The organism is Candidatus Methylospira mobilis, assembly GCF_009498235.1.
Taxonomy (GTDB): domain Bacteria; phylum Pseudomonadota; class Gammaproteobacteria; order Methylococcales; family Methylococcaceae; genus Methylospira; species Methylospira mobilis.
The window spans coordinates 4,119,709-4,145,027 of the sequence record NZ_CP044205.1; the positions used below are offsets into that span (position 1 = coordinate 4,119,709).

At 55.5% G+C, this 25,319-nt stretch carries 21 protein-coding genes; 9 read left to right on the top strand and 12 right to left on the bottom strand.

All coding sequences use genetic code 11. From position 1 onward, the window contains the following. Nucleotides 1–407 precede the first annotated feature (407 nt). The gene (locus F6R98_RS18815) at nucleotides 408–749 is read left to right on the top strand and encodes a hypothetical protein (protein ID WP_153250384.1); all 342 of its coding nucleotides are present in this window, start codon (nucleotides 408–410) and stop codon (nucleotides 747–749) included. A gap of 203 nt (nucleotides 750–952) precedes the next feature. Then, on the top strand, nucleotides 953–1,762 hold the full coding sequence (locus tag F6R98_RS18820; protein ID WP_153250385.1) for a M48 family metallopeptidase: 810 nt from the start codon (nucleotides 953–955) through the stop codon (nucleotides 1,760–1,762). Nucleotides 1,763–2,094: 332 nt separating this feature from the next. On the opposite strand, the gene msrP is transcribed toward F6R98_RS18820, so the two are convergent. From msrP to F6R98_RS18840, 4 genes are all read right to left on the bottom strand, one after another. Further along, nucleotides 2,095–3,027 (bottom strand): protein-methionine-sulfoxide reductase catalytic subunit MsrP, encoded by a 933-nt coding sequence (gene msrP, locus F6R98_RS18825; RefSeq protein ID WP_153250386.1) that lies wholly within the window; start codon nucleotides 3,025–3,027, stop codon nucleotides 2,095–2,097. Then, nucleotides 3,024–3,728, bottom strand: a complete 705-nt coding sequence (locus F6R98_RS18830) for a protein-methionine-sulfoxide reductase heme-binding subunit MsrQ (RefSeq protein WP_153250387.1) — start codon at nucleotides 3,726–3,728, stop codon at nucleotides 3,024–3,026. The genes msrP and F6R98_RS18830 overlap by 4 nt, the downstream gene beginning before the upstream one ends. An 86-nt stretch (nucleotides 3,729–3,814) precedes the next feature. Further along, entirely contained in the window at nucleotides 3,815–4,279 is a 465-nt protein-coding gene (locus F6R98_RS18835) for an ankyrin repeat domain-containing protein (RefSeq protein WP_228124966.1), read from the bottom strand. 16 nt (nucleotides 4,280–4,295) lie between these two features. Continuing rightward, nucleotides 4,296–4,859 carry a flavodoxin gene (locus tag F6R98_RS18840; RefSeq protein WP_153250388.1) on the bottom strand — a complete coding sequence of 188 codons (564 nt, stop codon included), beginning with the start codon at nucleotides 4,857–4,859 and terminating at the stop codon, nucleotides 4,296–4,298. A gap of 271 nt (nucleotides 4,860–5,130) precedes the next feature. Here F6R98_RS18840 and F6R98_RS18845 point away from each other — a divergent pair, with 271 nt between their 5' ends. The 3 genes from F6R98_RS18845 to F6R98_RS18855 all read left to right on the top strand — a co-directional run bounded on the left by F6R98_RS18845 (nucleotide 5,131) and on the right by F6R98_RS18855 (nucleotide 9,622). After that, on the top strand, nucleotides 5,131–6,459 hold the full coding sequence (locus F6R98_RS18845) for a leucine-rich repeat-containing protein kinase family protein (RefSeq protein ID WP_153250389.1): 1,329 nt from the start codon (nucleotides 5,131–5,133) through the stop codon (nucleotides 6,457–6,459). Between the two features lie 63 nt (nucleotides 6,460–6,522). Then, complete coding sequence (locus F6R98_RS18850; protein WP_153250390.1) at nucleotides 6,523–9,396, top strand: discoidin domain-containing protein; 2,874 nt, start codon at nucleotides 6,523–6,525, stop codon at nucleotides 9,394–9,396. Nucleotides 9,397–9,424: 28 nt separating this feature from the next. Further along, on the top strand, nucleotides 9,425–9,622 hold the full coding sequence (locus tag F6R98_RS18855) for a DUF2283 domain-containing protein (protein ID WP_153250391.1): 198 nt from the start codon (nucleotides 9,425–9,427) through the stop codon (nucleotides 9,620–9,622). Here F6R98_RS18855 and F6R98_RS18860 read toward each other — a convergent pair. From F6R98_RS18860 to F6R98_RS18870, 3 genes are all read right to left on the bottom strand, one after another. Further along, entirely contained in the window at nucleotides 9,586–9,978 is a 393-nt protein-coding gene (locus F6R98_RS18860; RefSeq protein ID WP_153250392.1) for a hypothetical protein, read from the bottom strand. The two genes, F6R98_RS18855 and F6R98_RS18860, sit on opposite strands and share 37 nt — an antisense overlap. An 87-nt stretch (nucleotides 9,979–10,065) precedes the next feature. After that, nucleotides 10,066–11,841, bottom strand: coding sequence for a restriction endonuclease subunit M (locus tag F6R98_RS18865; protein ID WP_194270016.1), 1,776 nt, complete (start codon nucleotides 11,839–11,841; stop codon nucleotides 10,066–10,068). A 533-nt stretch (nucleotides 11,842–12,374) separates the two neighbouring features. Continuing rightward, nucleotides 12,375–15,071, bottom strand: coding sequence for a tetratricopeptide repeat-containing sulfotransferase family protein (locus F6R98_RS18870; RefSeq protein ID WP_153250394.1), 2,697 nt, complete (start codon nucleotides 15,069–15,071; stop codon nucleotides 12,375–12,377). Between the two features lie 884 nt (nucleotides 15,072–15,955). Here F6R98_RS18870 and F6R98_RS18875 point away from each other — a divergent pair. Continuing rightward, nucleotides 15,956–18,145 (top strand): methyl-accepting chemotaxis protein, encoded by a 2,190-nt coding sequence (locus tag F6R98_RS18875; protein ID WP_153250395.1) that lies wholly within the window; start codon nucleotides 15,956–15,958, stop codon nucleotides 18,143–18,145. 12 nt (nucleotides 18,146–18,157) lie between these two features. Beyond that, nucleotides 18,158–18,301: a chemotaxis protein CheW gene (locus F6R98_RS22915; protein WP_153251148.1), complete on the top strand. Its 144-nt coding sequence runs from the start codon at nucleotides 18,158–18,160 to the stop codon at nucleotides 18,299–18,301. 227 nt (nucleotides 18,302–18,528) lie between these two features. On the opposite strand, the gene tnpC is transcribed toward F6R98_RS22915, so the two are convergent. The 3 genes from tnpC to tnpA form a co-directional block, all read right to left on the bottom strand. After that, on the bottom strand, nucleotides 18,529–20,121 hold the full coding sequence (tnpC, locus tag F6R98_RS18885) for an IS66 family transposase (RefSeq protein ID WP_153251037.1): 1,593 nt from the start codon (nucleotides 20,119–20,121) through the stop codon (nucleotides 18,529–18,531). Nucleotides 20,122–20,248: 127 nt separating this feature from the next. Then, complete coding sequence (gene tnpB / locus F6R98_RS18890) at nucleotides 20,249–20,599, bottom strand: IS66 family insertion sequence element accessory protein TnpB (protein WP_153249364.1); 351 nt, start codon at nucleotides 20,597–20,599, stop codon at nucleotides 20,249–20,251. Then, nucleotides 20,587–20,913 carry an IS66 family insertion sequence element accessory protein TnpA gene (gene tnpA / locus F6R98_RS18895; protein WP_153249229.1) on the bottom strand — a complete coding sequence of 109 codons (327 nt, stop codon included), beginning with the start codon at nucleotides 20,911–20,913 and terminating at the stop codon, nucleotides 20,587–20,589. Before tnpA ends, tnpB begins: the two co-directional genes overlap by 13 nt. A 94-nt stretch (nucleotides 20,914–21,007) precedes the next feature. Between tnpA and F6R98_RS18900 the strand changes: the two genes are divergently transcribed. Both F6R98_RS18900 and F6R98_RS18905 read left to right on the top strand, forming a co-directional pair. Next, nucleotides 21,008–22,426: a porin gene (locus F6R98_RS18900; RefSeq protein WP_228124967.1), complete on the top strand. Its 1,419-nt coding sequence runs from the start codon at nucleotides 21,008–21,010 to the stop codon at nucleotides 22,424–22,426. Nucleotides 22,427–22,460: 34 nt separating this feature from the next. Continuing rightward, nucleotides 22,461–22,697 carry a hypothetical protein gene (locus F6R98_RS18905; RefSeq protein ID WP_153250397.1) on the top strand — a complete coding sequence of 79 codons (237 nt, stop codon included), beginning with the start codon at nucleotides 22,461–22,463 and terminating at the stop codon, nucleotides 22,695–22,697. A gap of 573 nt (nucleotides 22,698–23,270) precedes the next feature. Here the strand turns inward: F6R98_RS18905 and F6R98_RS18910 are convergent. Both F6R98_RS18910 and F6R98_RS18915 read right to left on the bottom strand, forming a co-directional pair. Further along, complete coding sequence (locus tag F6R98_RS18910) at nucleotides 23,271–23,603, bottom strand: CorA family divalent cation transporter (protein WP_153250398.1); 333 nt, start codon at nucleotides 23,601–23,603, stop codon at nucleotides 23,271–23,273. A 12-nt stretch (nucleotides 23,604–23,615) separates the two neighbouring features. Beyond that, on the bottom strand, nucleotides 23,616–25,199 hold the full coding sequence (locus F6R98_RS18915) for an FAD-dependent oxidoreductase (protein WP_153250399.1): 1,584 nt from the start codon (nucleotides 25,197–25,199) through the stop codon (nucleotides 23,616–23,618). Between the last annotated feature and the right edge of the window lie 120 nt (nucleotides 25,200–25,319).

The window sequence follows — 25,319 nt, forward strand, 5'->3', positions numbered from 1 at the left end:
ATTCTCCGGACAGGACAGGCAGTGGAGGTTCGTCTGGCTCAACCCGCTTCCTCTCCACAGAAGTGGCTGAAATGAAACTATCTCTTGTGGGAGCGGGCTTTAGCCCGCGATCAGTCTCTTTCGCGGGCTACAGCCCGCTCCTGCAGTGATATGCAACGGCATCTGAGTAGTTGCGTAATTTATTGATTAACCAACGTAGCCCGGACGAAGCTTCAGCAAATTCCGGATGACGGGGAGTTGTGCACATCCCGCATACGCATGCTCCATGCGGGCTACAACATTCCAGAGGCGACGCGAAAGCCGCCCGGATCAATGTGTACCGCTCACAATATGCCGCAAGCGGGAGGTGTGTTATCAGCAGAAAAGACTATTGGGGAATTTCGCTTTTTATCGTACTCGCTCTAAGCGTGGAACTATGGATTCCCATAGCCGATGAAGCGGTTTTCTACTCGCTCGAAACGCTGGAAATGATACTGGATGTACTGTACGAAAAAGGCCTGGGGCTGGATGAGGAAGCCACTCAAAAGGCAACAGCCTGGACCGGACTGCTGATTTCCATCGGACTGACGGGCTTGCTGCTGTACAAGCTGCCGGTTATCTTCCGGTATGCCAAAGCTTTTCTCGCCAAACGCTGGGCAATGCGCAAACTGGCCATCAAGGTCTGGTGGCCCACGCTCAACTGGCAGCAAAAAGTGGCGCATATCGCCGCTCTGGGCTTATTTCTCGGCGCACTGGTTCTGATAATATAAAAAACGGTACTTATTCAGCCATCCGATTTTCCGTTGGTTTTTTACGGCTTCACTCCGGACAAACTCTCCACGAACGGATTAACCGAAGATCATTGGAACTACTGACAAATGGTCTGAATAATTACGCAAACCGGAGTCTGGATAGCACACTCGCTCTCAAAGTCCACTTATTGCCATTCGGTACGCACTACGAGGTTTATTGCATGGAACGACACTTATCTACAGCTATTCTTATCGCACTGCTCGCGCTCGGCGGCTGCGCCACCAACCCCATTACCGGACGCAGTCAGGCCATGCTGGTCAGCGACAGCGAAGCGGCGCAACAATCGGCGCAGGCATACAGCCAATTAATCGCCGGCGCGTCGCAAAAACAGATACTGGATAACGATCCGGCGGCGCTGCAACGGGTACGCGCCATTGCTACGCCGCTGATTACACAAGCGAGCATCATGCGCCCGGAAACACGCAACTGGCAGTGGGATATCCATGTACTGAAAAGCGACGAGGTTAACGCCTGGTGCATGGCCGGCGGCAAGATCGCCGTTTATACCGGCCTGCTGCAGAAAATACAGCCAACCGACGACGAACTCGCCGAAGTCATGGGGCATGAAATTTCACACGCCATGCTGTCGCATCAGGCGGAAAAACTTTCTCGCGCGAAAATGCAGCAAGCGGGAATCACCCTCGGAGTCATCGCCGGCGCGATTGCCGGCTACAATCTGAGCGGCGTTGCCGGCCTGGCCAACAGCGCCGCAACCGTAGGCCTGCAACTGCCCAACAGCCGCGAAGCGGAAAACGAAGCCGACAGCGTCGGCATCGAACTCGCCGCCAGGGCCGGTTACAACCCCAATGCGGCGGTGACGCTATGGAAGAAAATGCTTGCCGCCAGCGGCGGAAAAAGCGGCCCCGGCTGGCTCAGTACCCACCCCGCCACCGAAGACCGTATTCAGGCCATGCAGGTTCGCGCGCAGCAGCTGATGCCGGTTTATGAGGCGGCCAAGCGGGGGCAATAAAGCGACGCATTTCGTTCAGAAATACGTTAATCCACCCCGCCAAAATGCGGAGGGATTATGCGCGACGGTTTCGATGAAGCATTGCTGGCTCTATGGTGCGAGCCGTATGTCCGCTTTGTCATCCAGCGCTGCCAATTAATACACTCTTCCGCACCACCGAGCGAGACGTTGAAAAAGAGCCACGTTAAGATTGGAGAGTCCCGGATTCCATGGATGCCTTGAGCAACATCCCTGTCGACCGGATACCGGCAATCCATGACGGGATGGCGGCATGAAAGCTGAGTAGTCAACAAAAACAATTGCATTCTATCCAATATGACACCCTTATTTAATTAAAAATACCGAGCCAGATCCATCCCGGCATAAAGCCCCGCCACCTGATCCGCATAACCGTTGAACGGCAACGTGGGTCGCTTCAAAAACTCGCCGATGCGGCGTTCCCTGGCCTGGCTCCAGCGCGGGTGGTCTACTGCGGGATTGACGTTGGCGTAAAAGCCGTATTCCCTCGGCCCGGCCTGCATCCAGCTGGTGACCGGCTGTTGTTCGAGAAGACGGATTTTTACGATGGACTTGACGCTCTTGAAACCGTATTTCCACGGTACGATCACACGCACCGGCGCGCCGTTCTGATTCGGCAACACCTCGCCGTAAAGCCCGAAAGTCAGCAGGGTCAGCGGGTGCATCGCTTCGTCGATGCGCAATCCTTCCCGGTAAGGCCATTCCAGCACGCCGCTGCGCTGTCCGGGCATTTGTTCCGCATCGTGGAGCGTGACGAACTCGACGAACTTGGCGTTGCCGGTCGGTTCCACCCGCTTGATCAATTCCGCCAGCGGGAAGCCGAGCCAGGGAACGACCATCGACCACCCTTCGACGCAACGCAGCCGGTAGACGCGCTCTTCCATCGGAGCCCAGCGCAGCATGGCGTCAATATCGAACACGCCGGGCTTTTGCACCTCGCCCTCGACGGCTACGCGCCAGGGGCGCGTCTTCAGGCTGCCAGCCGATTTCGCAGGAGATTCCTTGTCGACGCCGAATTCGTAAAAATTGTTGTAGCGCGTTACGTCTTCCAGCGGAGTCGGCTTGTCCGGCAGCATATAAGCGGTCGATTTTGCGCCTGCCAGTTTGTCCCCCGCCGATGCCGCTCCGGACAGCATGGCTGCCGCACCGGCTCCGGCGGCCATCTGCATGAACCGCCTCCGCCCATAAAACAATTCGCGCGGCGTGATTTCCGATGCCTGTATGGCAGCGTTGTTGCGTTTGATCATATAAGCTCCTTGCTTGGCGGCCTGACCGGCAGTTTAACCAGCCGCAGCAGAAATAACAAAGCCAGCAACACGATATAGATTGCCGGCGGACCTATATCGCGCTTGACCAGCAGCAGGTAATGAAATGCGGAGGCGATTGCGGCGACATAGGTCAAGCGATGCAGATTTCGCCAGTTCCTGCCGCCGAGGCGGCGCTTCATCGCATCGGTTGAGGTGACGGCCAAAGGCGTCAGTATCAGGAACGCTGCAAGACCTACGGTAATATAGGGTTTTTGGCTTATATCGGCAATGACCCCCGCGAAATCGAACGCCTGTTCGAAAACCAGGTAAAAAAGAAAATGCAGGCAGCCGTAGAAAAAACAGAACAGCGCCGGGACGCGGCGCAATCGGATCAACCAATGCCACCCGGTGATTTTCCGCAACGGGGTAATTCCGAGCGTCAACCATAGCAACCGCAAAGACCAGAGGCCCGAATCATTAATCAGCGTTTCAGCCGGATTAACGCCCAACGAGTTGGTAAGCGCGCCCCATAACAGATAGACAGCGGGGGCAAGATACAGCGCAAACAAAATTTTGCCGGCTTGCGCAATGCGGGACTGCTGCCCGGCTGACCGGGAGTTGGAAGCCTTTACGCCGCCACTACGGATTATTTCGGCCTTTTCATTGAGCGTCAGACACTTGCGCCGATGATGCGATAACATGACCGTTCCTTTCCTGATGCTGTCAATAATGGCGCAGGCTGACGCGACACGCAAGAAAAAGAAGGCGGACCTGGTTTCGACCGCTTTTATTGCAAAGCTTTTACCGCGTTGCGCAGCAGTTGCAAACACCGGCGATTAGCGGCCAGATCCAGCGCGCTGAAATCGTCCTGCGTCGTCAGCAACGGGTTTGCGCCCGCTTGCAGCAATTGCTCGACCACTGCGTCTCTACCGCTGGAAGACGAATAAATCAACGCGGTCGCGCCGCTGGGATTTTGATAATCGATATCGATTCCCGCTTCCAGCAGCAACGCGATGCAAACAGGCGCATTGGCAAAGCACGCGGCCCACAAGGCATTATTTCCATAAGCGTCCAGCAGGCCCAAATTAACGTCCTGCTGCTGCAGTAGATATGCCAGTACATCGCCGCGGGCTTGCTGAGCCGCCATGATCAGCGGCTGCCCGCCTTCGCTATTGGCGAGCAAAGGCTGCTCCGGCTGAAATCGGTAGTCCTGTAACCAGGCAATTGTTTCCGCTGATGCCATCAAACTCATGTTCCACTCATCTCGTTTATGAGGGACGCCAGCCCGCACCCACCGACGGCAGCAATAACGGCATCACTTGAGTCAACCATAGGTCTACCCGGCTATCCGTCAAGCCCGGTTGACCGCGCTGATCAAGCACCAGCCCGACAAAGCGGTTGTCGATGATCGCATGCGAGTGCTGGAACTGATAGCCGTCGGTGCTCCAACTGCCGACAATATCGGCGCCCTGGCCGTAAAACAGCCGGTAAAGATGGATCAGGGAACTGGCGAAACGGTCGGCGTACCGCTCCTGATGTCCCAGCCCGAACAGCGCAACGCGTTTGCCGGATAAATCGGCGCCATCCAGGTAGGGCGCAAACTCCTGCCAGTTGCTTTCCTGGCAGCCGGTCGACAAACCGGGCAGTTCGCCCAGGCCGTAACTGGGCGTACCCAGGATCAACGCTTCGTATTGCAACAATTCATCGGGGCGGGTGCGGTTGATATTTTTGGGCTTGTCGGCAAGCGATTCGCCGAGCCGGCTGTAAATTCTTTTAGCTACCAACCGGGTGCTGCCGGTATCCGTTCCGAAAAAAATTCCGATTTTGCTCATGAGTTACCTGCGTTCGATAAGGGTAGATGCCGCTTTAATCAACAGCAAGCAAATTTCACTCCAGTTTAGATTTTTAATTTATACCATACAAATCATATGGATAACATTAACGCATTTCGACCAAAACGATAAACGAAACAAACAAAGTGTTGTTTGCGACATTCGGGCATAATGCGCACCCTACGGAAGTTACACTGGCAAAGTTTGGCTTCCGCATTGCTTTATCCGGCTGTCACAGAAACTTTGCGTTTACCATGGAGAAACGGCATAAATGAAGGTACTCGAACAACTACGCGCCGGGAAGCTGGCCGGAAGCAGACGGCTTGCTTTATCTTGCGGCTTGCAGCAATTCCCGCGCGAGATTTTCGATCTGGCGGATACGCTGGAAATTCTCGACCTGTCGGGAAACGCGCTGTCGTCATTGCCGGACGATCTGCCCCGGCTGCACCAGATGAGGATACTGTTTTGTTCCGGCAACCGCTTTACCCGGCTGCCCGACGTGCTGGGCCGGTGTCTCCGGCTCGACATGATCGGCTTTAAAACCAACCGGATAGAAACCGTCCCGGCTGCGGCGCTACCGGCTACGCTGCGCTGGCTGATACTCACCGACAACCGGATCGCAGAGCTTCCTGCGGAAATCGGGTTGTGCACCAGAATGCAAAAACTGATGCTGGCGGGTAATTTTCTACAGACGCTGCCTGAAGAAATAGCCGCCTGCACCCGGCTGGAGTTGCTGCGCATCGCCGCGAACCGTTTGACCGGACTCCCCGCATGGCTGTTTTCCCTGCCGCGGCTTTCCTGGCTGGCCTATGCGGGCAATCCGTTTTGCGCGGACGCCGAAGCCGCGAAGCTGGCCGATGCTGCTGTTTCCCGCATCGCCTGGAAACGGCTCCAGCTGCAGCAGCAATTGGGGGAAGGCGCTTCCGGCGTGATTCATCAAGCCGAGTGGCGGGATGAAGCAACCCGGCAGGACGTAGCGGTGAAACTATTTAAGGGCGCTGTGACCAGCGACGGCTTGCCGCTCAGCGAAATGACCGCTAGTCTCAGCGCCGGCGCTCATCCGAACCTGATCCCGGTGCTGGGCAGGCTGGAAGACCACCCCGCCGGCGCAAACGGATTGGTGATGCCGCTGATCGACACGGATTTCAGCAACCTGGCCGGTCCGCCCAGCCTCGATTCCTGCACGCGCGATATCTATCCGGATGAAACGGGTTTTACCCTGACTACAGCAATCGGCATCGCCCACGGCATCGCTTCCGCTGCGAGCCATCTTCACGCACAAGGCATCATGCATGGCGATTTGTACGCGCACAATATTTTGCACTGCGGAAAAGGCCGCGCACTGCTGGGCGACTTTGGCGCGGCATCGTTCTTCGAGCCGGAGGACCGGCAACACGCTCATGCGCTGCAACGCATCGAAGTGCGCGCATTTGCCTGTCTACTGGAGGAATTACTGGAACGCTGCAACGCGTCGACTGACGCTCGCGGCGAGCTTAAGACGCTTGGCGGTTTACAGGCCCGCTGCGCGGACGAAAGCCCCGGCGCGCGTCCGCTGTTTGCCGAGGTAGAACAGGCGCTGGCGGCCATATCCTGCGTATAAGACCGGACAATCCTGATACTATATTCCCATATTGCGCCTCCCTATTCGATCAAGGAGCATTCAATGACCATCCCCGCCAAACGCCTTTGGACCGTAACCGCAAGCAGCGGCGACCCCAGCTTTGCAATCGACGATATTTACGCGACGACATGGATATCGGATCCGCTCAAAAAAATCTGGCTGCAAATCGACCTCGGAGAAATAACGACGCTGGGCGGGATCGAAGTGTACTGGGGCAGGCAGGCGGCCAACGTTTATCGCTTCGTCATATCGCTCGACGGCAATGTCTGGACGCCTATCTGCCGCACCGGACATGGCGAAGGCGGGCAAAATGTCTTCGCCTTCCCTCCGTCCGAAGCGCGATTTCTGCGCTGGAGTTGCGAAGACCCGGAGTCGGAGCGGCGGCTGGAGATCGTCGAAATCAACGTGTACAGTCCTGCCGAAGCCCTGTCGGTGCTGGAGGAAGGACGGATTGCGGCGCTCGGCCATGCGCCGGTCAAACTCCCATGCGGCGAAAGCATCACCGTCGATTTCGGCTATCAGCGCTCTCCGCTGGGGGTAAAGATCCAATGGGGGGAAACCCACGGCACCGTTTTTTCCGTGCATCTGTCCGACGACGGCGAGCAGTTTCGCGAAGTCGGCCGTATTCTGACCAGCAACGGCGGTTACGACGACTTTTATTGGCGAACCACCACCAGCCGCTATCTCCGTTTTACCCTGCACGAATCGAGCGCGCCGGAGGGGGCGGTCGTCAACGAACTCAAGGTCCGCATCCTCAATAAAGACCGCATGCCGATCGGACGCCTGGAGCGCGCCGCTCAGGCCGGACGCGGCGAACTGTACCCGCAGGCGCTATTGAACAGGCAAGTCTATTGGACGGCGCTGGGCGAGGTCGGTCACTCGAATGAAGCCCTGTTCGACGAATACGGCAACATTGAACCCCGGATCGGGTTCGGTCAATTGACCCCGCTGCTGAGGATAGAGGGAAGCTTGCACGGCGCGCCGGGCTCGCCTACGCTTAACCAGTCGCTGGCCGAAGGCGCGCTGCCGATACCCAGCGTCGCCTGGTCTGCACAAGGCATTGAAATCGGGGTTACCGCGCTGGCGGAGGGCGGTCAGGCAATGGTGGAATACCGGATATCCAACCGCTCCGGGCGGCGCCGGATCGGCGCGCTGGTTCTTGCCGTGCGTCCCGTTCAAATCAACCCCTATTGGCAAAAAGGCGGCCATGCCGTCATCAACGCCATTGCCGTCGACGACAGATGGCTCGAAGTCAATGACCGGCCTTACGCCGCGTTTTCGAGCGTACCCGACGCCGTGACTATCGTTGAGTTCGACGATGACGACGTCGTCAAACCGATCGCCGACGGCGCGCAGCAAACGGTCCGCACACTGCAATCCGGTTCCGGATTGTTGAGCGCCGCCTGCGAGTTCGAGTTCTCGCTCGAACCGGGAGACAGCATCGCTTTCGTAGCCGCGCTCCCGCTACGCGACGGAATAACGCCCTCGGCGGACGAGCTGTTTACCGATATCCATCAGCGCGCCGTGCGCTTCTGGCGCGACAAGATCGGCGCGCGTAAAATCATGCTCGGCAACCTGGAAATCTCCGACACCCTGGAAGCGCAAACCGGTTTGATCCTGGTCAACGCCACCGCATCCGCGTTCAAGCCCGGCCCACGCAATTACGACCGCATCTGGATACGCGACGGTTCGTCACAGGCGCTTGCATTGCTTTACGCCGGATTGATCGACGAGGCCAAAGCCTACGTAGTCTGGTATGCGGAACGCATCTACGAAAACGGCCTGGTGCCGCCGATACTCAACCCCGACGGCAGCGTTAACCGCGGTTACGGCAGCGATATCGAGTTCGACGCGCAGGGTCAGTTTGTCGCCATCGCCGCCGACGTCTACCGCTTCAGCCGGGATCGCGAATTCCTGAAGCGCATTTTCGAACCCGTGACGCGCGCAACTCGCTTCATCGAAGAACTCTGCGCCCGAACCGACGCACTGTACGGCCCGGACAGCCGTTTCCATGGCCTGCTCGCGCCTTCCATCAGCCACGAGGGATACAACAAACCGGTTTACAGCTACTGGGACGATTTTTTTGCATTGCGCGCCTGGCGCGACTGCGAATATCTGGCGGCCGAGATAGGCAACGAGGCTGTTGCCGCTCATGCCCAGGTCAAGGGCCGGGAGTTGGCCGCCAACCTGGCCCGCTCGATACGGCTGACCGCAGACCTCCTGGGCAGGGGACTGGTTCCGGCATCCGCCGACCACGAGGATGTCGATCAAACCTCGACTTCCGTCGCGTTCGAGCCTTGCCGGGTGGATGATGTCCTGCCGCAAGCGCTGCTGACGGCGACTTACGACGTCTACATCGCGCATCTCGATGCGATAGGCGCGCCCGGCTTCAGCGGCGGTTTTACGCCTTACGAAATCCGCAACCTCAACGCCCTGGTCGCGCTCGGACGTTTCGACGACGCCTACCGGTTGTTGACGGACAGCCTTGCCTGGCGGCGGCCGGCGGGCTGGCGTCACTGGGCGGAGGTGGTATGGGGCGAGAAGCGAGCCGCCGATTATATCGGCGACATGCCCCATACCTGGATAGGCGCGGAATTCGCCACGGCGGTGAGGCGCATGCTGGTGCGCGAGAACGGCGCTACCCTGGAATTGTTCCGCGCGGTTCCCGATGACTGGTGGGCGACAGGAGAGATTACCCTGCGCGATTTGCCCACGACATTCGGAACCCTCAACCTGAAAGCCAGCCGCGATTCGAAGCAGGTAAACATCGATCTGGCTTTGAGCGGACCGGCTCCCGATGAAATCACCTTCCGTTATCCGGGGGTCAGAATCGCTCACGCGGACGGGCAACCCTGCGCGATAGACGGAGATGTTGTTACGGCGGCGAATTTCGGACGGCTGGTAATCGAGCTTTAGTTCCGCTTGTAAATATCTGCGAGGAATCATGAAATCCATTTGCCACCCGGATGACGATATCTTATACCTGAAGTTCAATCACAAGCCGATTGTGCGTGAAGTCTCCTGCGATTGGCATGTAAACATTGCCTATGCGGAAGATGGAGATCTGGCAGAGATTACCGTGCTGGATGCGCAAGCAACAGGCCTTTATCCGGTTTTGACGGAGCAGCGGCGGGCGGCGTGAAATGCCCGGTTCGCAAGAAAAACAGCATGCCTTCGATAGTAGGCCGGGCCGAAGCTGGGACTTTCCAGCAGGGTTTTATCGTCGAAAAGACACTCTTCCCCCTCATCTAAAATCAGCCGCAGGTTTTCCTCGGAGGTTAGCGGAATCTGCTTGGCATCGATGTTGTGGAACAGCACTTTTTCAAAGCGCTCAGCCTGATCCGGATCATCGTACAGCACGATGCAGAAGGGCGTTGGCAGGCTGTAATTCGCCTCTCCCGGTTTGGCGTCACCGGCAGCGCTCAGGCGGTGATTGCCGTCAATCCGAAATAGTTTTACTCGATTGCTTAATCTTGATTCTGAAAGAATTAAAGCCATCGCTAAGATTTTCCTCCGGCAGTTCCAGATAAGCCAGTTTCGGCGCGTTAGCGCCGCCCACTGTCTCCAGCACCTTCGGCAGCTTTGTTAGGTGGGGCGGCCGGTAGCGTCATAGCCGATGTTTTCGGCCATCGCCATGAAAATGGCCTCGTCGTCCGAGGCGGGCACATTGGGCTTGCGCTTCTCCAGGAACACCACGCTGGATTTCACCCCCGCGCCGAAATGGGCAAAAGCGAATTGCGGCAGCGATACCACGGCCAGCACCTTGAAACGCCCCAGCAGCCAGTCGCGCACCCCTTGCAGGCTGGCGTTGGTGAGCAAACCGTCGGGCAACACGACACCGGCCTTTCCACCCGGTCTTAGCAGTTGCCAAACCCGCTCACAGTATATGACTTCGGTTTTAACGCTGGCGCGCTGCTTGATGGCCTTTTTTCCCGCCGTGGGGTCGGCGCTGGTGTCCTCCGCATCGTCCTCATCCTTGCCGCCGCTCTTGGCAAGGTAGCGGGAGAGATCATAGCCGGAGAGGTAGCTGTGCAGCTCGTCCTTGATGACCGCGCCGAAAGGCGGATTGGTCGGAATCTTGGTAAAGCCCTTGGCTTCGTCGCGTTTGATGACCTCTTCATTTTTTCCGGTTTCGGCATTGAATACGGTTTCCCGGTAGAGCCCCAGAATGTCAAACAGGCCCTGGCTTTTCCTGCCGAGTGCGGCAAGCGGCTCCAGCGCGTCGTTGCCGATGATGTTGGTATGCCCGTCATCGTGGACGATCATGTTCATCTTGGCGACGCGGGCAATTTCCTCGTTGATCTCGATGCCGTACAGCCGTTTTTCGGCGAAACTGTGCCAGTAGTTGAAATGCTCCTTGCTGTCCTCGTCATAGTATTCGCTCGCCAGCTTGCACACATGGTCAAGCGCGTGCAGCAGGAAACCGCCGGAGCCGCAAGCGGGGTCCATCACCGTGTCGTCGGCCTTGATATCCAGCATCTGGATGGCGAAAGCGATGATGTTGCGCGGCGTGAAATACTGGCCGAAATCGCCCTTGAAAAAGCCGTCCATGAACTGCTCGAAAGCGACGCCCTTGGTGTCCAGATCGGTGGCGGAGAGGTTGACGCTCTCCAGGTGTAGCACCAGGTTTTTCAAGGTGATGTCGTCGATCTTGATATCGTCGTTAAAAACATCCGGCTCATTCTGGCGCTCGATGGCGTACATCGCCTTGATGCGGGCCGCCAGCCGCTTCGGTGTTTCGTTGGTTTTGATCTGAAATTCGTAGGGTTCGCCCTTTTTGCGCGGACTTTTTTCATCGCGAGTCTTGAGAAAAATCAGCTTGGTCAGCTCGCCGAAGGCCATGGGCGGCGACAAGCGGCCACCGCCCCATAGGGTTTGATGGCATTTGCGTATGGTCTTGATCAGGTCGTCGCGAGTGACGGCGCCGATGTCCGGCTTGGGAAAAGCGTTTTTGTAGTATTTGAACTCTTCCGGCTTGCCGTATTGAACCGGCAGATCGGCGACGATGTTCGCTTCGCGCTCCAGCACGCCAAACTTATCGGAACAGTCATAAAAAGCGCGGGTTTGTCCGGCGATAACGCCGATGTACTCAGCGCGAAATTTGTGCGCGTGGCCGTTTCCAAAAGCTTGTTCTACCGCTTGTTTGAATTCGGTATCGGAAACTCCGTCGCGCTTGCACTCGATGACGCCATAAGGCTTGGTGCGCTCCTTGTCGCGGAAGATAACCAGATCCGCGCGATCCGTTGGGGTGCGGTCCGGTACGGTGGTTTCGACACCGATGCACTCGGGAGGGTATCCGTAACGGTAAAAATGAGCTCGGCGTAATAGCCGGCGCGAACCTTCTCTTCCGGATCGCTCCATTTTTCGGAGACATTCACGGCCACGTAGCGAATTTTTTCGGTTTTGCCGCTGGTGACAAGTTGCAGGTGTCCGTCCGCAAAGGCGCGTTGCAGGAAGTCCCGGGCTTCCATCGTCATATTGTTTCTCATTGAATCCATTGTTGTTATCAGCCGCCTGACTTTCTTGATGATTAACACTGCTACCCTGTTGGCATGGCGAGCTGTGTACACGGACGGCGACGGTGTGGTGAGATGCCCCACCGAGGTGGAGAAGGTATTGCAATGTACGGCAAATCTTGTAATAAACCAAACGATTTGATCGGCGTAATATAGCCTGATTGACGTAATGCGCAAACATCAGTTTTTTGCCGCTATTAAGAAGCGTTGTGGCCGATCGATCTACCGGAATTATAGGCTGGGCTGGTCATTTGAGGATTTTCCTGTCAGGGCTCTCCACCACCGCGCGGCAATTCGAACCGGCAGGCGGCGCCTGAACTCTGAAAGCAGAATGCCAATACCCTTTGAAAAGACGATTTTAAAGCCCCATCCAGCTCATTACAAAACCGCACCGGTATCGGCCGGTTTGGTGTGTAGATTCAGCGCATCCTGCAAGGGGCCGAGAAATTTTTCGTAATGCCGCCATCGTTCTATTGACGATTTATAGATCGGCTGGCGAACTTGAGCCGCGCTGGCGGTTTGAATCGGGCGCTCTTTTTTATGGAAATCGAGGCAGGCCGTGCGCCATTCCAGCCCGCAATATTCAATTATGCGGCGCGCCTGCGCTTCGGTATCGTTTACGATATCCTCATAATTGACATCGAGAAACGCTCCGGCAGGCAATACGTTGCGCCAATGCGCCATCAAGCGGGCATAATCCGCATAATAACGCCCCAGCTCGTCAAGATCATAGGAAAACTCCTGGCTGCAGGCAAACAACTCGGTAAAACAGGACAGGCATGTATCCATCGGATTGCGGTTGACGTGGATAATTTTTGCGTTGGGCAACATCAGATGAATCAGACCTACCCCGATAAAATTCCCCGGCAACTTGTCGGTAATGCGCTGTGCGTCCGGCGCAAGCGATTTCAACTTGGCAATATATTCCTCACCCCAGGAGGTAAGCCGTTCCCGGGTGAGCGGAAGCAAATTCTCCGGGAAGCTGACTCCCGGCATGCCATTGTCGCGCAGCATAATCTCTATCAGCATGGACAATTCACCCGCGCCATGGGCAGCCATGTGACTGGCGATCATCTGTTCTATCAACGTCGTGCCGGAACGCGGCATACCCAGTATAAAAACTGGTAACCGTGAGGGATCGCCGCTGCCGCGCAGGCGATCTATTGTCGCCCGGTCAAAAATATCGATGATTCCGGCAAGTTCCTGACCGGCTCGATCGGGGTTGTAGCCGAATGTGGCGCGCTTCAGTTTGCACCCTTCGAGGAAATGCGGAAAGGCTTTTTCGTAATCGCCAATATCGTCATAGCACTTACCCAGCGCAAAATGTAACGGTATTAATTCTTTTCCCGGTAGTGAAGAATTGCTGTTCCGTATCGCATCCCAATAACCAACCAGCGCCAGAAAGCTTTTGTCCTCCGGCGTCACGCTTTTAAGCAGTATAAAGTTTCTATGCGCCTCAAAGTAATCCGGTTTGAGCTCCAGCGCCCGGCGGTAGCTTGCTACGGCGTCATCGAGCCGCCCCAAGTCTTTCAGTACGTTTCCCAGGTTGTTATACACTTCGGCGAAATCCGGTTTGATATCCAGCGCCCGACGGTAGCTTGCCACGGCGTCGTCGAGCCGCCCGAGGTTTTTCAGGGCGGTGCCCAGATTACCGTAAGCCGCGGCGTAATCGGGTTTGATATCCAGCGCCCGGCGGTAGCTTGCCACGGCCTCTTCGAGTCGCCCGAGGTTATTCAGGGTCACGCCCAGGTTATTATGCTCCTCGGCGTAATCCGCTTTGATCTCCAGCGCGCGGCGGTAGCTTGCCATAGCCTCATCAAGTCGTCCGAGGTTTTCCAGGGCAATGCCCAGATTGTTGTGCGCCTCGGCGTAATCGGGTTTCACCTCCAACGCGCGACGGTAACTCGCCACGGCGTCTTCGAATTGTCCGAGCTCATTCAGGGTGTTGCCGAGATTGTTATGCGCTTCGGCGGAATCCGCTTTAATCTGCAGTGCGCGGCGGTAGCTTGCTGCAGCGTCTTCGGGCCGGCCAAGGTTTTGCAGGACGTTACCCAGATTGTTATGCGCCTCGGCATAATCCGTTTTGACCTCCAGCGCCCGGCAGTAGCTCGCCTCGGCCTCATCAAGTCGTCCGAGGTTTTCCAGGGCAATGCCCAGATTATGATGCGCCTCGGCGAAATCCGCGTTTATCACCAGTGCGCAACGGTAACTTGTCACCGCGTCTTCGAGCCGGCCAAGTTTTTGCAGGACATTGCCCAGATTGTTATACGCCTTGGCGTAATCCGGTTTGAGCTCCAGTGCCCGGCAGTAACTTGCCACAGCATCATCAAGTCGTCCGAGGCCATTCAGGACATTGCCCAGATTGTTGTGCGCCTCGGCGTAGTCCGGTTTGATCTCCAGCGCCCGGCGGTAGCTTGCCACGGCTTCTTCGAGCCGTCCCAGGTTTTGCAGAACAGTCCCCAGGTTGTTATGCGCTTCGGCAGAGCCGGATGTGAGATTCAGCGCCCTTCGATAGCAGGCTGCGGCGTCTTCGAGCCGCCCGAGGTTATTCAGAACATTGCCGAGATTGTTGTGCGCCTCGGCGTAATCCGGTTTGCTCTGTAGTGCGCGCCGGTAGCTTGCTTCCGCCTCGTTCCATCGAGCCAGACCGTAGAGGATGTTGCCCAGGTTGTAATGCACCGCGGCATAATCCGGTTTTATTTGCTGCGCGCGCCGGTAACTTGCTTCAGCCTCACCCAGCCGCCCCAGAGCATAGAGGATATTGCCCAGGTTATAATACACTTCAGCGTCGCTTGATAGCAGTGTCGCCGCTTTCTGCATGGGCGCCAACGCATCGTCAAAGCGCCCCAGCTGGTTATATATGACCCCCAAAACCTTCCAGCTAAACCCGTGCCGAGGAAAGCGCTCTGTCATGGTTCGGGCCATCGCTATGGATTCCATGTACCGCCCTGCGGTGAACAGCGCTATCAGGGTATTAATTTCGCTTAAACAGGGTGCTTTTTCCTGGCCCAGGAAAGATTTTTTGGCGGCTGCCCCCTGCTTTTTAGATTTCCATTTTGGTTTATTTTTGTTCATTGATCTATGCAGCAGTTTTAGCGGGGTAGTTATTGGCGGGCCAACAGCGCTTATGCGCTCAGCATTTCATAGCTCAGATAGGTATCTAAGTTTTTCTACGCAATAGTCAAAGAAAATTTTTATTTTGTTAATTATTTTCATATACATGCTACCGACAAGGAATCTGTTTAGCTCAAGTGCAACATAAACTGCCCTCATTATGGAAAGCAAAAACAATGCCAAAATAATAAATCTTTTAATATAATGATTTACATTTAGCTGAAAAATACCAACCCCATAAAAAGGATGTAACAAACCATCAACAAGGTGGTTGAAAACCACCTGATTCAAGCTGTACGGCAGCGGCGTCAATGAAAGAGAGATATTCGGGCGGTCAGGAAAGCATGCCGAATTATTTGATTGGCGCAACTGTATTGATAACACCAAGCATTTAGTGCTGTCTAAGGAAACACTGATTTAATCGGATTTTGCGCTGATTTTAAATTAATCAGTGTTTCCCTAAGTAGACTCAATCAATAGGATTGAGACATAATTGCAGCAGCGGCTTTTTACTTGTTTATGGACGTAAGGACTTGACATGACAGCAAAGCCACGAAAATCGCCTCGCGCATCTGACGACCGGTTTACAAATCTTTACATGCGCTGCAAAGATTGCGTTAACCGTGTTGCAATCTCCCTGCCCGGTCCAACATTTCCCGCCACTCAAGCGTGTGGCGCCGATATTTGGGCGCGAATAATCCGTAGCGTCTCTCCGCTGCCACCATCAATAAAACACTCGCCGCATCTGCTCGTTTTTCGCCGCGCATCCTCTTTGTATTTAACGCCATACACATGAACCCTATCCCTGTTTCATTCATACACCCCATGTAGAAGGAGAAACAACGATGTTCAAAAATATGTCCGTCGCAATGAAACTCGGTCTCGGTTTCGGTTTTGTCTGCCTTTTGCTGGCCGGCATCATCGTGCTGGGTATCGACAAGATGGCCGCCATGAACGAAATGACCCGGCTGATCGTCCAGGATCGTTATGTCAAAGTGAGCCTGGCCAACAAAGTCGCCCAAGGCACGCTGAACAACGGAAGATTGCTGCGCAACATGGTGATGGTGGATGACCCTGCCGAGATCGAAAAAAACCGTGAAATGATACAAAAGCAGCGCGCCGAAAACGGAGAGACCCTCGACAAACTCGACAGGATCATCGTCTTGCCCAAGGGCAGGGAGTTGTTCTCCGCCATCAAGCAGGCGCGCGAGACGCTCAACGGCAAGTACGGATCTTTCTTTAATCTGGTAAAAGGCGACCGCAAACAGGCGGTCGACTTCCTGCTCAAGGAACTTGTTCCCGCCAATTCCGCTTACTTGAAAACGATCAACGATCTGGTCGACTTTCAGGCCGACTTGATGGAAACAAACGCGAAGGAAAGCGAAAACAACTACTTTTCCACCCGCGCGCTGATGCTCGCATTCGGCGCCGCCGCTTTGCTGGCGTCCATATTTATTGCCTTCTGGATTACCCGTTGCATTACCGGGCCGCTGGCCGAATCGATGGCGGCCGCCAACGCCATTGCCGCAGGAGATCTGACGGCAAATATCGAAGTCGATTCGAATGATGAAACAGGCCGGCTCAAAGCCGCGATGCAGCGCATGGCCGCGTCGCTCCGGTCGGTGCTGGCGGATACCGATGTGATGATACAGGCGGCGGCGGAAGGCAGGCTGGATATCCGCGCCGATGTATCCAAACACCAGGGCGAGTACAAAAAACTGGTGCAAGGCGTCAACGACACCGTCAACAACATTGCCGAGCCGCTTAAAATCGCTTCCGGCTACATCGATCAAATCGCCAAAGGCGTGATTCCGCCTGCCATTACCGCCGACAGCAAGGGCGAGTATCTCGTCATTCGAGACAACCTTAATGTGCTCGTCAGGACAGTAAGCGGCCTGCTGGGCCAGACCGGCATGCTGATTCAGGGAGCGGCCAACGGCGAGCTGGACAAGCGCGCCGATGCCGAACTATTCCACGGCGATTGGCGCCAGTTGATCAAAGGGGTAAACCAGATTCTGGATGGCATATTGCTTCCTGTGAACGAAGCGATCGCGGTGCTGGCCGACCTGGAAAAAGGCGATCTTACCCAGTCGGTTAAAGGCGATTACAAAGGCCGGCTCAAGGAATTCAAGGACATCGTCAACAACACCATAGAAAAACTGGCACAAACCATTAGCCAGGTCATGACGGCCACCGATGCGCTGACCGAAGCAAGCGGCGAAGTCAGCGCCACGGCGCAAAGCATGTCGCAAGGATCGAGCGAACAGGCCGCCAGCGTGGAACAAACCAGCAGCGCGGTTGAACAGATGAGCGCTTCGGTGGTACAAAACGCCGAAAACGCCAAAGTAACCGACGGCATGGCCGCCAAAGCGGCCAAAGAGGCGGAAGAAGGCGGCGCGGCCGTTACCCTGACCGTTGCCGCGATGAAAAGCATCGCCAATAAAATTGGCATCATAGACGACATTGCCTATCAAACCAATCTGCTCGCGCTCAACGCCGCAATCGAAGCCGCACGCGCCGGTGAACACGGCAAAGGCTTCGCGGTAGTGGCGGCTGAAGTGCGCAAGCTGGCGGAACGCAGCCAGATTGCCGCGCAGGAAATCGGCGAGCTGGCCGGCAGCAGCGTGGATATGGCGGAAAAAGCCGGAACCTTGCTGAGCGAAATCGTGCCGAGCATCGCCAAGACCTCGGACCTGGTGCAGGAAATTGCTTCGGCTTCCGAAGAGCAAACCTCGGGCGTCAACCAGATCAACAACGCGATGACCCAGCTTAATCAGATTACCCAGCAAAACGCCAGCGCGTCGGAAGAGCTGGCGGCGACTGCGGAAGAAATGAGCGGGCAGGCCGAACAGTTGCAGGATTTGATGAGCTTTTTCAAGGTTAATATGGCGTCAATAGCGCCGGCAGGCCATGGCAACAGGACGCGCGCGCCCGCGCAGTCGAATAACAATGGCAAGCCGCCCAAACAGCACGGATCGGTTACGAGCGCGCCGAACGCCCAACCTCTGGATGAAAGCGAATTTGTACGGTTTTGAAAGCTTTTCGTCATCGATATCCGGCGTATCAAGGAAACTGTCGAACCAGGGCAAGTAACCGAAGCGCCGCGCATACCCGCTTTTATTCGCGGCATGATCAATCTGCGCGGTACAGTACAAGGAAGACCTGGCAATCGTTGCTGCTTCGTACGCTGACCCGCCCTTGCCGGACACTGTGGCCTGACAGGCGCCGTTAGTTTTATATTGACAAACACATTGTTTCTCACCGTTGTTTAATTATTTACGCTTTTTTTAGACGCTAAAAAATAACATGACAGCCGGTATTAAGAATACGACAACAATACCTGCCGTAAGTAATATCCGGAGGAACAATATGATCCATCATTCAAGTAAGCGCGTAACGCCACCATCTATTCCTGCGCTTACGCCTGCGGTTTAATATCCATAACGGCAAAGGGCAGCAACTCATCAATACGGCTGTTGGGCCAGACCGGCAGTTTTTCCAGCGTGTCTTTCAACCAGCGCGCCGGGTTAAGTCCATTGAGTTTGGCTGTGCCCAATAAGGTCTGTATTGCGGCGGCGCGTTGACCGCCACGCTCGGAACCGGCGAACAGCCAGTTCTTTTTGCCGATGGCAATAGGACGAATGCTGTTTTCCACCGGGTTGTTGTCGATCGGCAGATGGCCGCTGTCGGCATAGCGGATCAGGGCAGGCCAGCGTTTGATTGCGTAATCCAGCGCTTTGGCGGAGCCGCCGCCGTTGGCAGTACGCGCGCGGGTTTCGATCAGCCAGTCATGCAGGGCTGTTAGTTCGGGCTTGCTTTTTTCCTGGCGCAGTTGCTTGCGTGCTTCGATGTCCATCGTTTTGCCTTCGCCTTCTATCGCGTACAGCCTGGCAATACGCTGCAGGGCTTCCAGCGCCATCGGGCAGCTATTGGCTTTATGCAAATCGAAGAATTTCCGGCGCGCATGCGCCATGCAGCCCAGTTCGATACAGGGCTGCGCGCCCTCGCGGTCGGCAGCAAACAGGGATTTGTAACCGCCATAGTCGTCGACCATGAGGTGACCGTGCCAGTTGCCGAGGAAGTGGCGCGCATGTGCGCCGCTACGTCCGGGCTGATAGTCGAAGACGATGATGCGAGGCCCCGGTTCCAGATCATTGCTGCGGTAGGCCCACAGGTAGGCCTTTTTGGTTTTGCCGTTGCCGGGATCGAGTTGCGCCACCGGCGTCTCATCGGCGTGTAGGGCGTTGCGCTGCAACAGATGCCAGGCAAGCCGGTCTACCAGCGGTTGTAACGCCACACCGACACGACCAACCCAGTCTGCCAGCGTCGAACGCGACAGGATCACGTCGTCGCGCGCGGCGATCTGTTCAAGACGATAGAGCGGGAGATGATCCTGGTATTTGCCGATCATCACCCAGGTGAGCAAGCCGACCGCCGCCATGCCGCCATCAATAATGGCGGGTGCAATCGGCGCAGCCTTGACCGTCTCGCAGGCCTTGCACGCGTATTGCGGGCGGATATGGCGGTGGACAAAGAATTTGGCCGGTTCGACATCCAGCTGTTCGGTGATGTCTTCGCCGATTTTGACCAAGTCTTTACCGCACTGTCCGCACAGGCAGGATTCCGGTTCGTGACGGTGTTCGATGCGCGGCAAATGTTCTGGCAGCGGTTGACGGCCTGCGCGCGGACGCCTGGGTCTGGCGACGGTGGTGCAGGGTTGTTCTTCGACCAGCTGTTCGACTTGCGCTTCAACGGCGGAGAGGTCTTCGTTCCAGGTGTCTTCGAACAGATCGCGCTGCACAGCGGGCAGTGCTTCGCTTTTGACGCTGAAGCGGGTGCGGCGCAGGATGCTGAGCTCCAGGGTCAGCGCCTCGATCTTGATGTCCTTGATACGAATTTCATCGTCCTTGGCTTTCAGCGTTGCGTCGAACTGCTGTTCAGTTTCCTGCCGCGCCTGTTCGATCAACGAATCGATCGCCGATGCCAGCTGTGTTTTGGCCGCTGCTTCCAGATTCAGTTGATCGAGTTTAGCTTGTAAATTCATGGTGTTATTATACCCGATGCTCGGTAGGGAGTCACGCTGAAACCCGCATGAATGCTGGGTTTCAGCAGGTTTTTACGGAAAATGCAGGCGCTGTTCAAGCCCGTAAATCCGCCGACGGGACAGACGACAAGCGCCGCCAATCGACCCCGGCAATCAGCCATTCCCATTGCGCGACTGTGAGAGAAACACAGGGCTCTCCCGCCTTCGGCCCAATAAAGCGGCCCTCGTGCAAACGGCGCTGACATAACCACACTCCGGTGCCGTCCCACAGCAATACTTTGATGCGATTACCCGCACGATTGCGAAACACGAAGGCCGACCCCGCGCAAGGCGCATGTCCCAGCACCTGCTGCACATGGCTTGATAAACCGTCGATGCCGCGACGCATATCCACCGCCGCGACACTGAACCAAATCTGGACGGGATGAGCGATCAATCCAGACATTGCAGCAGCTCCGCCAACCAGCGAGGAGAAGTCGACGTTGAGAGTTCCAGGGTGTACCCCTGTCTTGTCCGCAATAGCAGCGCATGCGCCGCCGGTTCAGCTACTTTATCAATCGATACCGGCAAAAAACCGGCGCGCGAAGGTGAAAGAGGGCGAACCGCGGATGCTTCGGCATCCAGATGCCGCACCCAGTAGTTGAAAGTAGCCGGCTTCAGCTCGTTCCGACGGCTATATTCGACCTGACTCAGGCCGCTGGCTCGCCACTGCTCGATATGGCGTATCTGCTCTGCTTGCTTGTTATTCATGCTATTCATGCTTCGACTCCTCAAGGAAAATGCAAAGCATGACGGAAGACTTATTTTTTATGTAGACGGGACGACTGGACGCTTACATTCAACAAGTAAAAATTTGTTATTAAGGGCGCTGGCGGCAACGGGGATCATGGGGCTGACCATGGGCGCCGCGCAGGCGACCGGTATCAGCGAAGCCGGCGGACTTTTAGAGACGGTGGGTGATCTGAACCCCAATAGCTGGAAGCTGCTGAGCGATAGTGGTTTAAAAATCGGCGGCTGGATAAACGGCGGTGTTACCTACAACGCCAATGGCAACAGCATGGCCACAACGCAAGGATTCAATGGCGGCGGCGCCACCTTTGGCGACCGCGCCGACATGCTGCAGTTGAATCAGCTGTACGTCTATCTGCAGCGCGCAGTGGCAACGGAAGGCGACGACTGGAGTTTCGGCGGGCGCTTTGATTTTAACTACGGCACCGACTCCATTTTTACCCAGACCTACGGTATCCCGACCATCAACGTCACCACCGGCAATGTGAATCCTACGCGCGGCAACTGGGATTTGAATATCATGCGCGGCCAATATTATGGTATCGCATTACCGCAGGCTTACCTTGAAAGCTATATTCCGATAGGCAACGGTCTCAATGTCAAGCTGGGGCATTTTTATACGCCGATCGGCTATGAAGTTGTCACCGCGCCTGACAACTTCTTTTATACCCATGCTTACAGCATGCAATGGGAGCCTTTCACCCATACCGGCGCACTGTTCAGTTATACCTTCGATCCGAACTGGTCGGCATTGGGCGGCGTGATAACCAATAGCGGCACCGGAGGCTTTGACGGCGGCTTCAATGGCCAGTGGGGTAACTGGGACGGCATCGCCGGCCTGACCTTGAGCAGTGACGACAAAAACACTTCACTTTACGGTTCGGGTACTTATGGCGGCACGTCATCGACGCCGGGGAGCGGTACCTGGAGCTTCTTTAGCCTGGTGTTAAAGCATAACTTTCTGGACAATCTGCATTTTGTGCTGCAACACGATCACGGGTTTGCCAATAATGTCTGCTCGGTTAACGGCAGCAACGGACGCGCGGCCTGTAACATTCCGGTAGCTACCAGCCAAAATCCGCAGTGGTACAGCATCAACAGCGAATTGTTCTATGACCTCATGGAGGGGCTAGGCGCGGGTATGCGCGTTGAATGGTTCCGTGATAACGACGGCTTCAGGGTCAGCGCGCCGGCGCGCGTGGCGGCAGGCTGGAATCCCAGCACAGGGAGTCCAGGCGGCATGTATAACTATGTCGGCGCGAATTATACGAACTCCGGATTATTGTCGGCCAGTTATTACGAAGTTACGCTGGGGCTGAACTGGAAGCCGCTAAAGTGGCTTACCGTGCGTCCAAATGCACGCTTTGACTGGGTCAGTTCATCCAATCTGGCAGTTGGGTACTCCCCGCTCGGCTACAACAGCAGCGGCGCGCCGCAAACGACGCAGTTCCTGTTCTCCACCGACGCCATCATCATGTTCTAACAGCCCGAGGACCATCATATTCAGGAACGCGCCAATGAAGAAAAAAACAGGGTTTTCAATTCTGATTGTGATAGCGTTTCTATTATCGACCGGGTGCGCTTCGAACAATACCTCGCTGGATTTGATTACCGCAGGCGAAGTTCAAACCGCCAAAACGGAAAATGACCATCTGGCTCTGGCAGCACGGTACGAAACCATCGCGAAGGAACTCCAGATCAAGGCAGACGAGCACAGAAAGTTGCTGAGTGCAGCCGCGAAACCGGCCTTATGAAATAGGACGCAACGTAGAGGACGTAGAGGAACACAATCAGGCATTGATCGACGCTTACCAGAAAGCCGCTGATTCCAACATGAAAATGGCTCAAATTCAGAAAGCTCTTGCTGCGGAAGCACGTTAATTCTTGCATTTCTACCAGCATAGGTATCGACCAAGCCAAGCTATTTTTTTATTTCCCTCTCCCGCTGGGAAAGGGAACTTTTGCAGATACCCCCATGTGCGTTGGCGGGGGAGATGCGCACAGATCACCAAACAGCATCCAACTTCTATTATATCCTTGTAGGAGCGGGCTTTAGCCCGGGAATAACCAGGATCGCGGGTTAAAGCCCGCTCCTACAATGCATTCCGGCCAAGGGCCATACGCGCATATTTCCCGTAAAATCCCGAATGAGAAGAATAAGGTTAGTTTATGCATCTGTAGGAAACAGCATGTACGAAAGCTGAAAAATAAATTTTCTGCCGCCCGCTAAGGAACCGCTGATTTAATCAAAAAATGTCGACTCCAGCCACATGAAATCAAAATGTTACCATTTTTTTGTGGCAAAAACCGATTAAATCAGTGTTTCCCTAAAGCCAGCCGGCTCTTTTCAACCGTCGATACAACCAGACACAGGAAAGAACTACAAGGCCAAGCGTTACCGGATAACCATACCGCCAGTCAAGCTCGGGCATGTAACGGAAGTTCATGCCGAACAAGCTGAAAACCATGGTCGGAATAGCGAGAATTGCGCCCCAACCCGCCAAGCGCTGTATCCCCTCGTTCTGATTGACGGTAATCAGAATCAGATTGATCGACATCGCCGCCGTCAGCATTTCGCGCATGCCGCCCCTGGACTGGTCAAGCCGTTTAACGTGATCGTAAATATCGCGAAAATACGGGCGGATGTCTTTCGGGATCATCGCGGAGTGAATTCATGTCAGCGCATTGCAAATATCAAGCAGCGGCACTGCGGCGGTTTGCAGCAACAGCATCTCGCGCTTGAGTTCATAGAGCTTCACCAGCGTCTCATGATTAAAGCGCGATGCGAAAATATCAGCCTCTATCCTTTCCAGCCGTAGCTGAAAATCCAGCAGTACCGGGCTGTATTGATCCACTATCGCATCCATGATCGCATACAACGGATAACCGGGCCCGCTGGCAAATCCTCGCGGCGCGCGCGCACAACGCGCGTCGATTTTTCCATAATTAAGCCACGAACCATGGGTGAAAGTGTCGACCACAGCGAGCAGCGCGGTGCGAAACGCACCGAACAAAGCCGCCTGATGCATTTTGTACAGGGAAAGGTAAACCAGCCGGGCCATGAATCCTTCGATAAATACCTGACCCAGCAGATTTCCCATCAAGGTGCCGACCGTGCTGTATTTGCCAAACGTTACCAGGCAGCCGTAATCACGGTAACTATATTCCAACAGCTTTTTTCCATGAAGGCGGCGGAGAATGTTGGTGTAGGTTAGCGACGCTTCCTGGTGTGCCGCTTGCGCAGTGGGGGGTACGTTCCGGTTCGAATGGGGCTGCGGACAAGCCGCGCAATCGCCGATGACAAAAATGTTGTCATCCAGCGAGGTTTGCAGAGTCCGCCGCACGATCAATTGATTGATGGCATTGGTTTCGAGGCCGTCGAGTTCCAGGAGAAAAGCCGGCGCCTTGACGCCTGCGGCCCATACTTTGATGTGCGCAGGCACATGAGGAATTTTCCCGGTTTTAAGTCCCTCCCGGGTAACCTCCAGCACACGTTCGCCGGTAAGGACAGCGATGCCGAGCTTTTCGAGTTGGCGGCTCGTGGCGGCCGAGAGATAGGGTGGTAATCCCGGCAACAGCCGTTCCGCCGCCTCTATGATGCAAATACCGACTTCAGCGGGGCGCCCGCCGTCGTAACGATACGCATTGATTTCGCAAAGCGCCTGCACAATACGGTGTAACTCCGCCGATAACTCGATACCGGTCGCGCCGCCGCCCACAATGACGATTTCCAGGCGCTGACTTGATTTCGGCTGATTCTGGGCACGCAGGTAAGCCTCCATGAACTGCCGATGGAACTGTTCGGCCTCGGCTTGCGTGTCGATAAATAAACAATGCTCGGCTACGCCCTTGATGCCGAAATCGTTGCTCAGACTACCCACAGCCATGACCAGGGTGTCGTAGCCGATACACTGCCCGGATACGATTTCTTCGCCCTTCTCGTTCAGAACCGACTCCAGCCGAATCTCTTTTTTACCGCGATCGAGTCCGTTCATACGTCCAGGAAAAAACCGGTAGTGGTTGTCGGCACTGTGGCCGAGATATTCCAACGCCTCATCGAGCGGCTCCAGGGTGCCGGCCGCCACTTCATGCAACAATGGTTTCCAGACGTGCGTGGGACTGTAATCAAGCAGTGTAACTATGGCTTTGTTCCGCCGTCCCAGCGTATTGCCCAAACGAGTCGCCAACTCCAGTCCTCCGGCTCCTCCCCCAACAATAACGATACGATGCCGTTCGTCGACAGTAAAAATTTGCATGGTTTCAACCTCGATCCAGTTTCAACGAGGTTCAAATTTAAGAAATCGGGAATAAATATCCTGTAAAGATATCAACAGGCATGAGAAACAGTGTATTGCCTAAACAGTCGCAAAGTATTA

Coding starts and splice junctions, on each gene's coding strand:
- F6R98_RS18820 (WP_153250385.1), top strand. CDS start 953: ATGGAACGACACTTATCTACAGCTATTCTTATCGCACTGCTCGCGCTC.
- msrP (WP_153250386.1), bottom strand. CDS start 3,027: ATGATCAAACGCAACAACGCTGCCATACAGGCATCGGAAATCACGCCG.
- F6R98_RS18830 (WP_153250387.1), bottom strand. CDS start 3,728: ATGTTATCGCATCATCGGCGCAAGTGTCTGACGCTCAATGAAAAGGCC.
- F6R98_RS18835 (WP_228124966.1), bottom strand. CDS start 4,279: ATGAGTTTGATGGCATCAGCGGAAACAATTGCCTGGTTACAGGACTAC.
- F6R98_RS18840 (WP_153250388.1), bottom strand. CDS start 4,859: ATGAGCAAAATCGGAATTTTTTTCGGAACGGATACCGGCAGCACCCGG.
- F6R98_RS18845 (WP_153250389.1), top strand. CDS start 5,131: ATGAAGGTACTCGAACAACTACGCGCCGGGAAGCTGGCCGGAAGCAGA.
- F6R98_RS18850 (WP_153250390.1), top strand. CDS start 6,523: ATGACCATCCCCGCCAAACGCCTTTGGACCGTAACCGCAAGCAGCGGC.
- F6R98_RS18855 (WP_153250391.1), top strand. CDS start 9,425: ATGAAATCCATTTGCCACCCGGATGACGATATCTTATACCTGAAGTTC.
- F6R98_RS18860 (WP_153250392.1), bottom strand. CDS start 9,978: ATGGCTTTAATTCTTTCAGAATCAAGATTAAGCAATCGAGTAAAACTA.
- F6R98_RS18865 (WP_194270016.1), bottom strand. CDS start 11,841: ATGGAGCGATCCGGAAGAGAAGGTTCGCGCCGGCTATTACGCCGAGCT.
- F6R98_RS18870 (WP_153250394.1), bottom strand. CDS start 15,071: ATGAACAAAAATAAACCAAAATGGAAATCTAAAAAGCAGGGGGCAGCC.
- F6R98_RS18875 (WP_153250395.1), top strand. CDS start 15,956: ATGTTCAAAAATATGTCCGTCGCAATGAAACTCGGTCTCGGTTTCGGT.
- tnpB (WP_153249364.1), bottom strand. CDS start 20,599: ATGTCTGGATTGATCGCTCATCCCGTCCAGATTTGGTTCAGTGTCGCG.
- tnpA (WP_153249229.1), bottom strand. CDS start 20,913: ATGAATAGCATGAATAACAAGCAAGCAGAGCAGATACGCCATATCGAG.
- F6R98_RS18905 (WP_153250397.1), top strand. CDS start 22,461: ATGAAGAAAAAAACAGGGTTTTCAATTCTGATTGTGATAGCGTTTCTA.
- F6R98_RS18910 (WP_153250398.1), bottom strand. CDS start 23,603: ATGATCCCGAAAGACATCCGCCCGTATTTTCGCGATATTTACGATCAC.
- F6R98_RS18915 (WP_153250399.1), bottom strand. CDS start 25,199: ATGCAAATTTTTACTGTCGACGAACGGCATCGTATCGTTATTGTTGGG.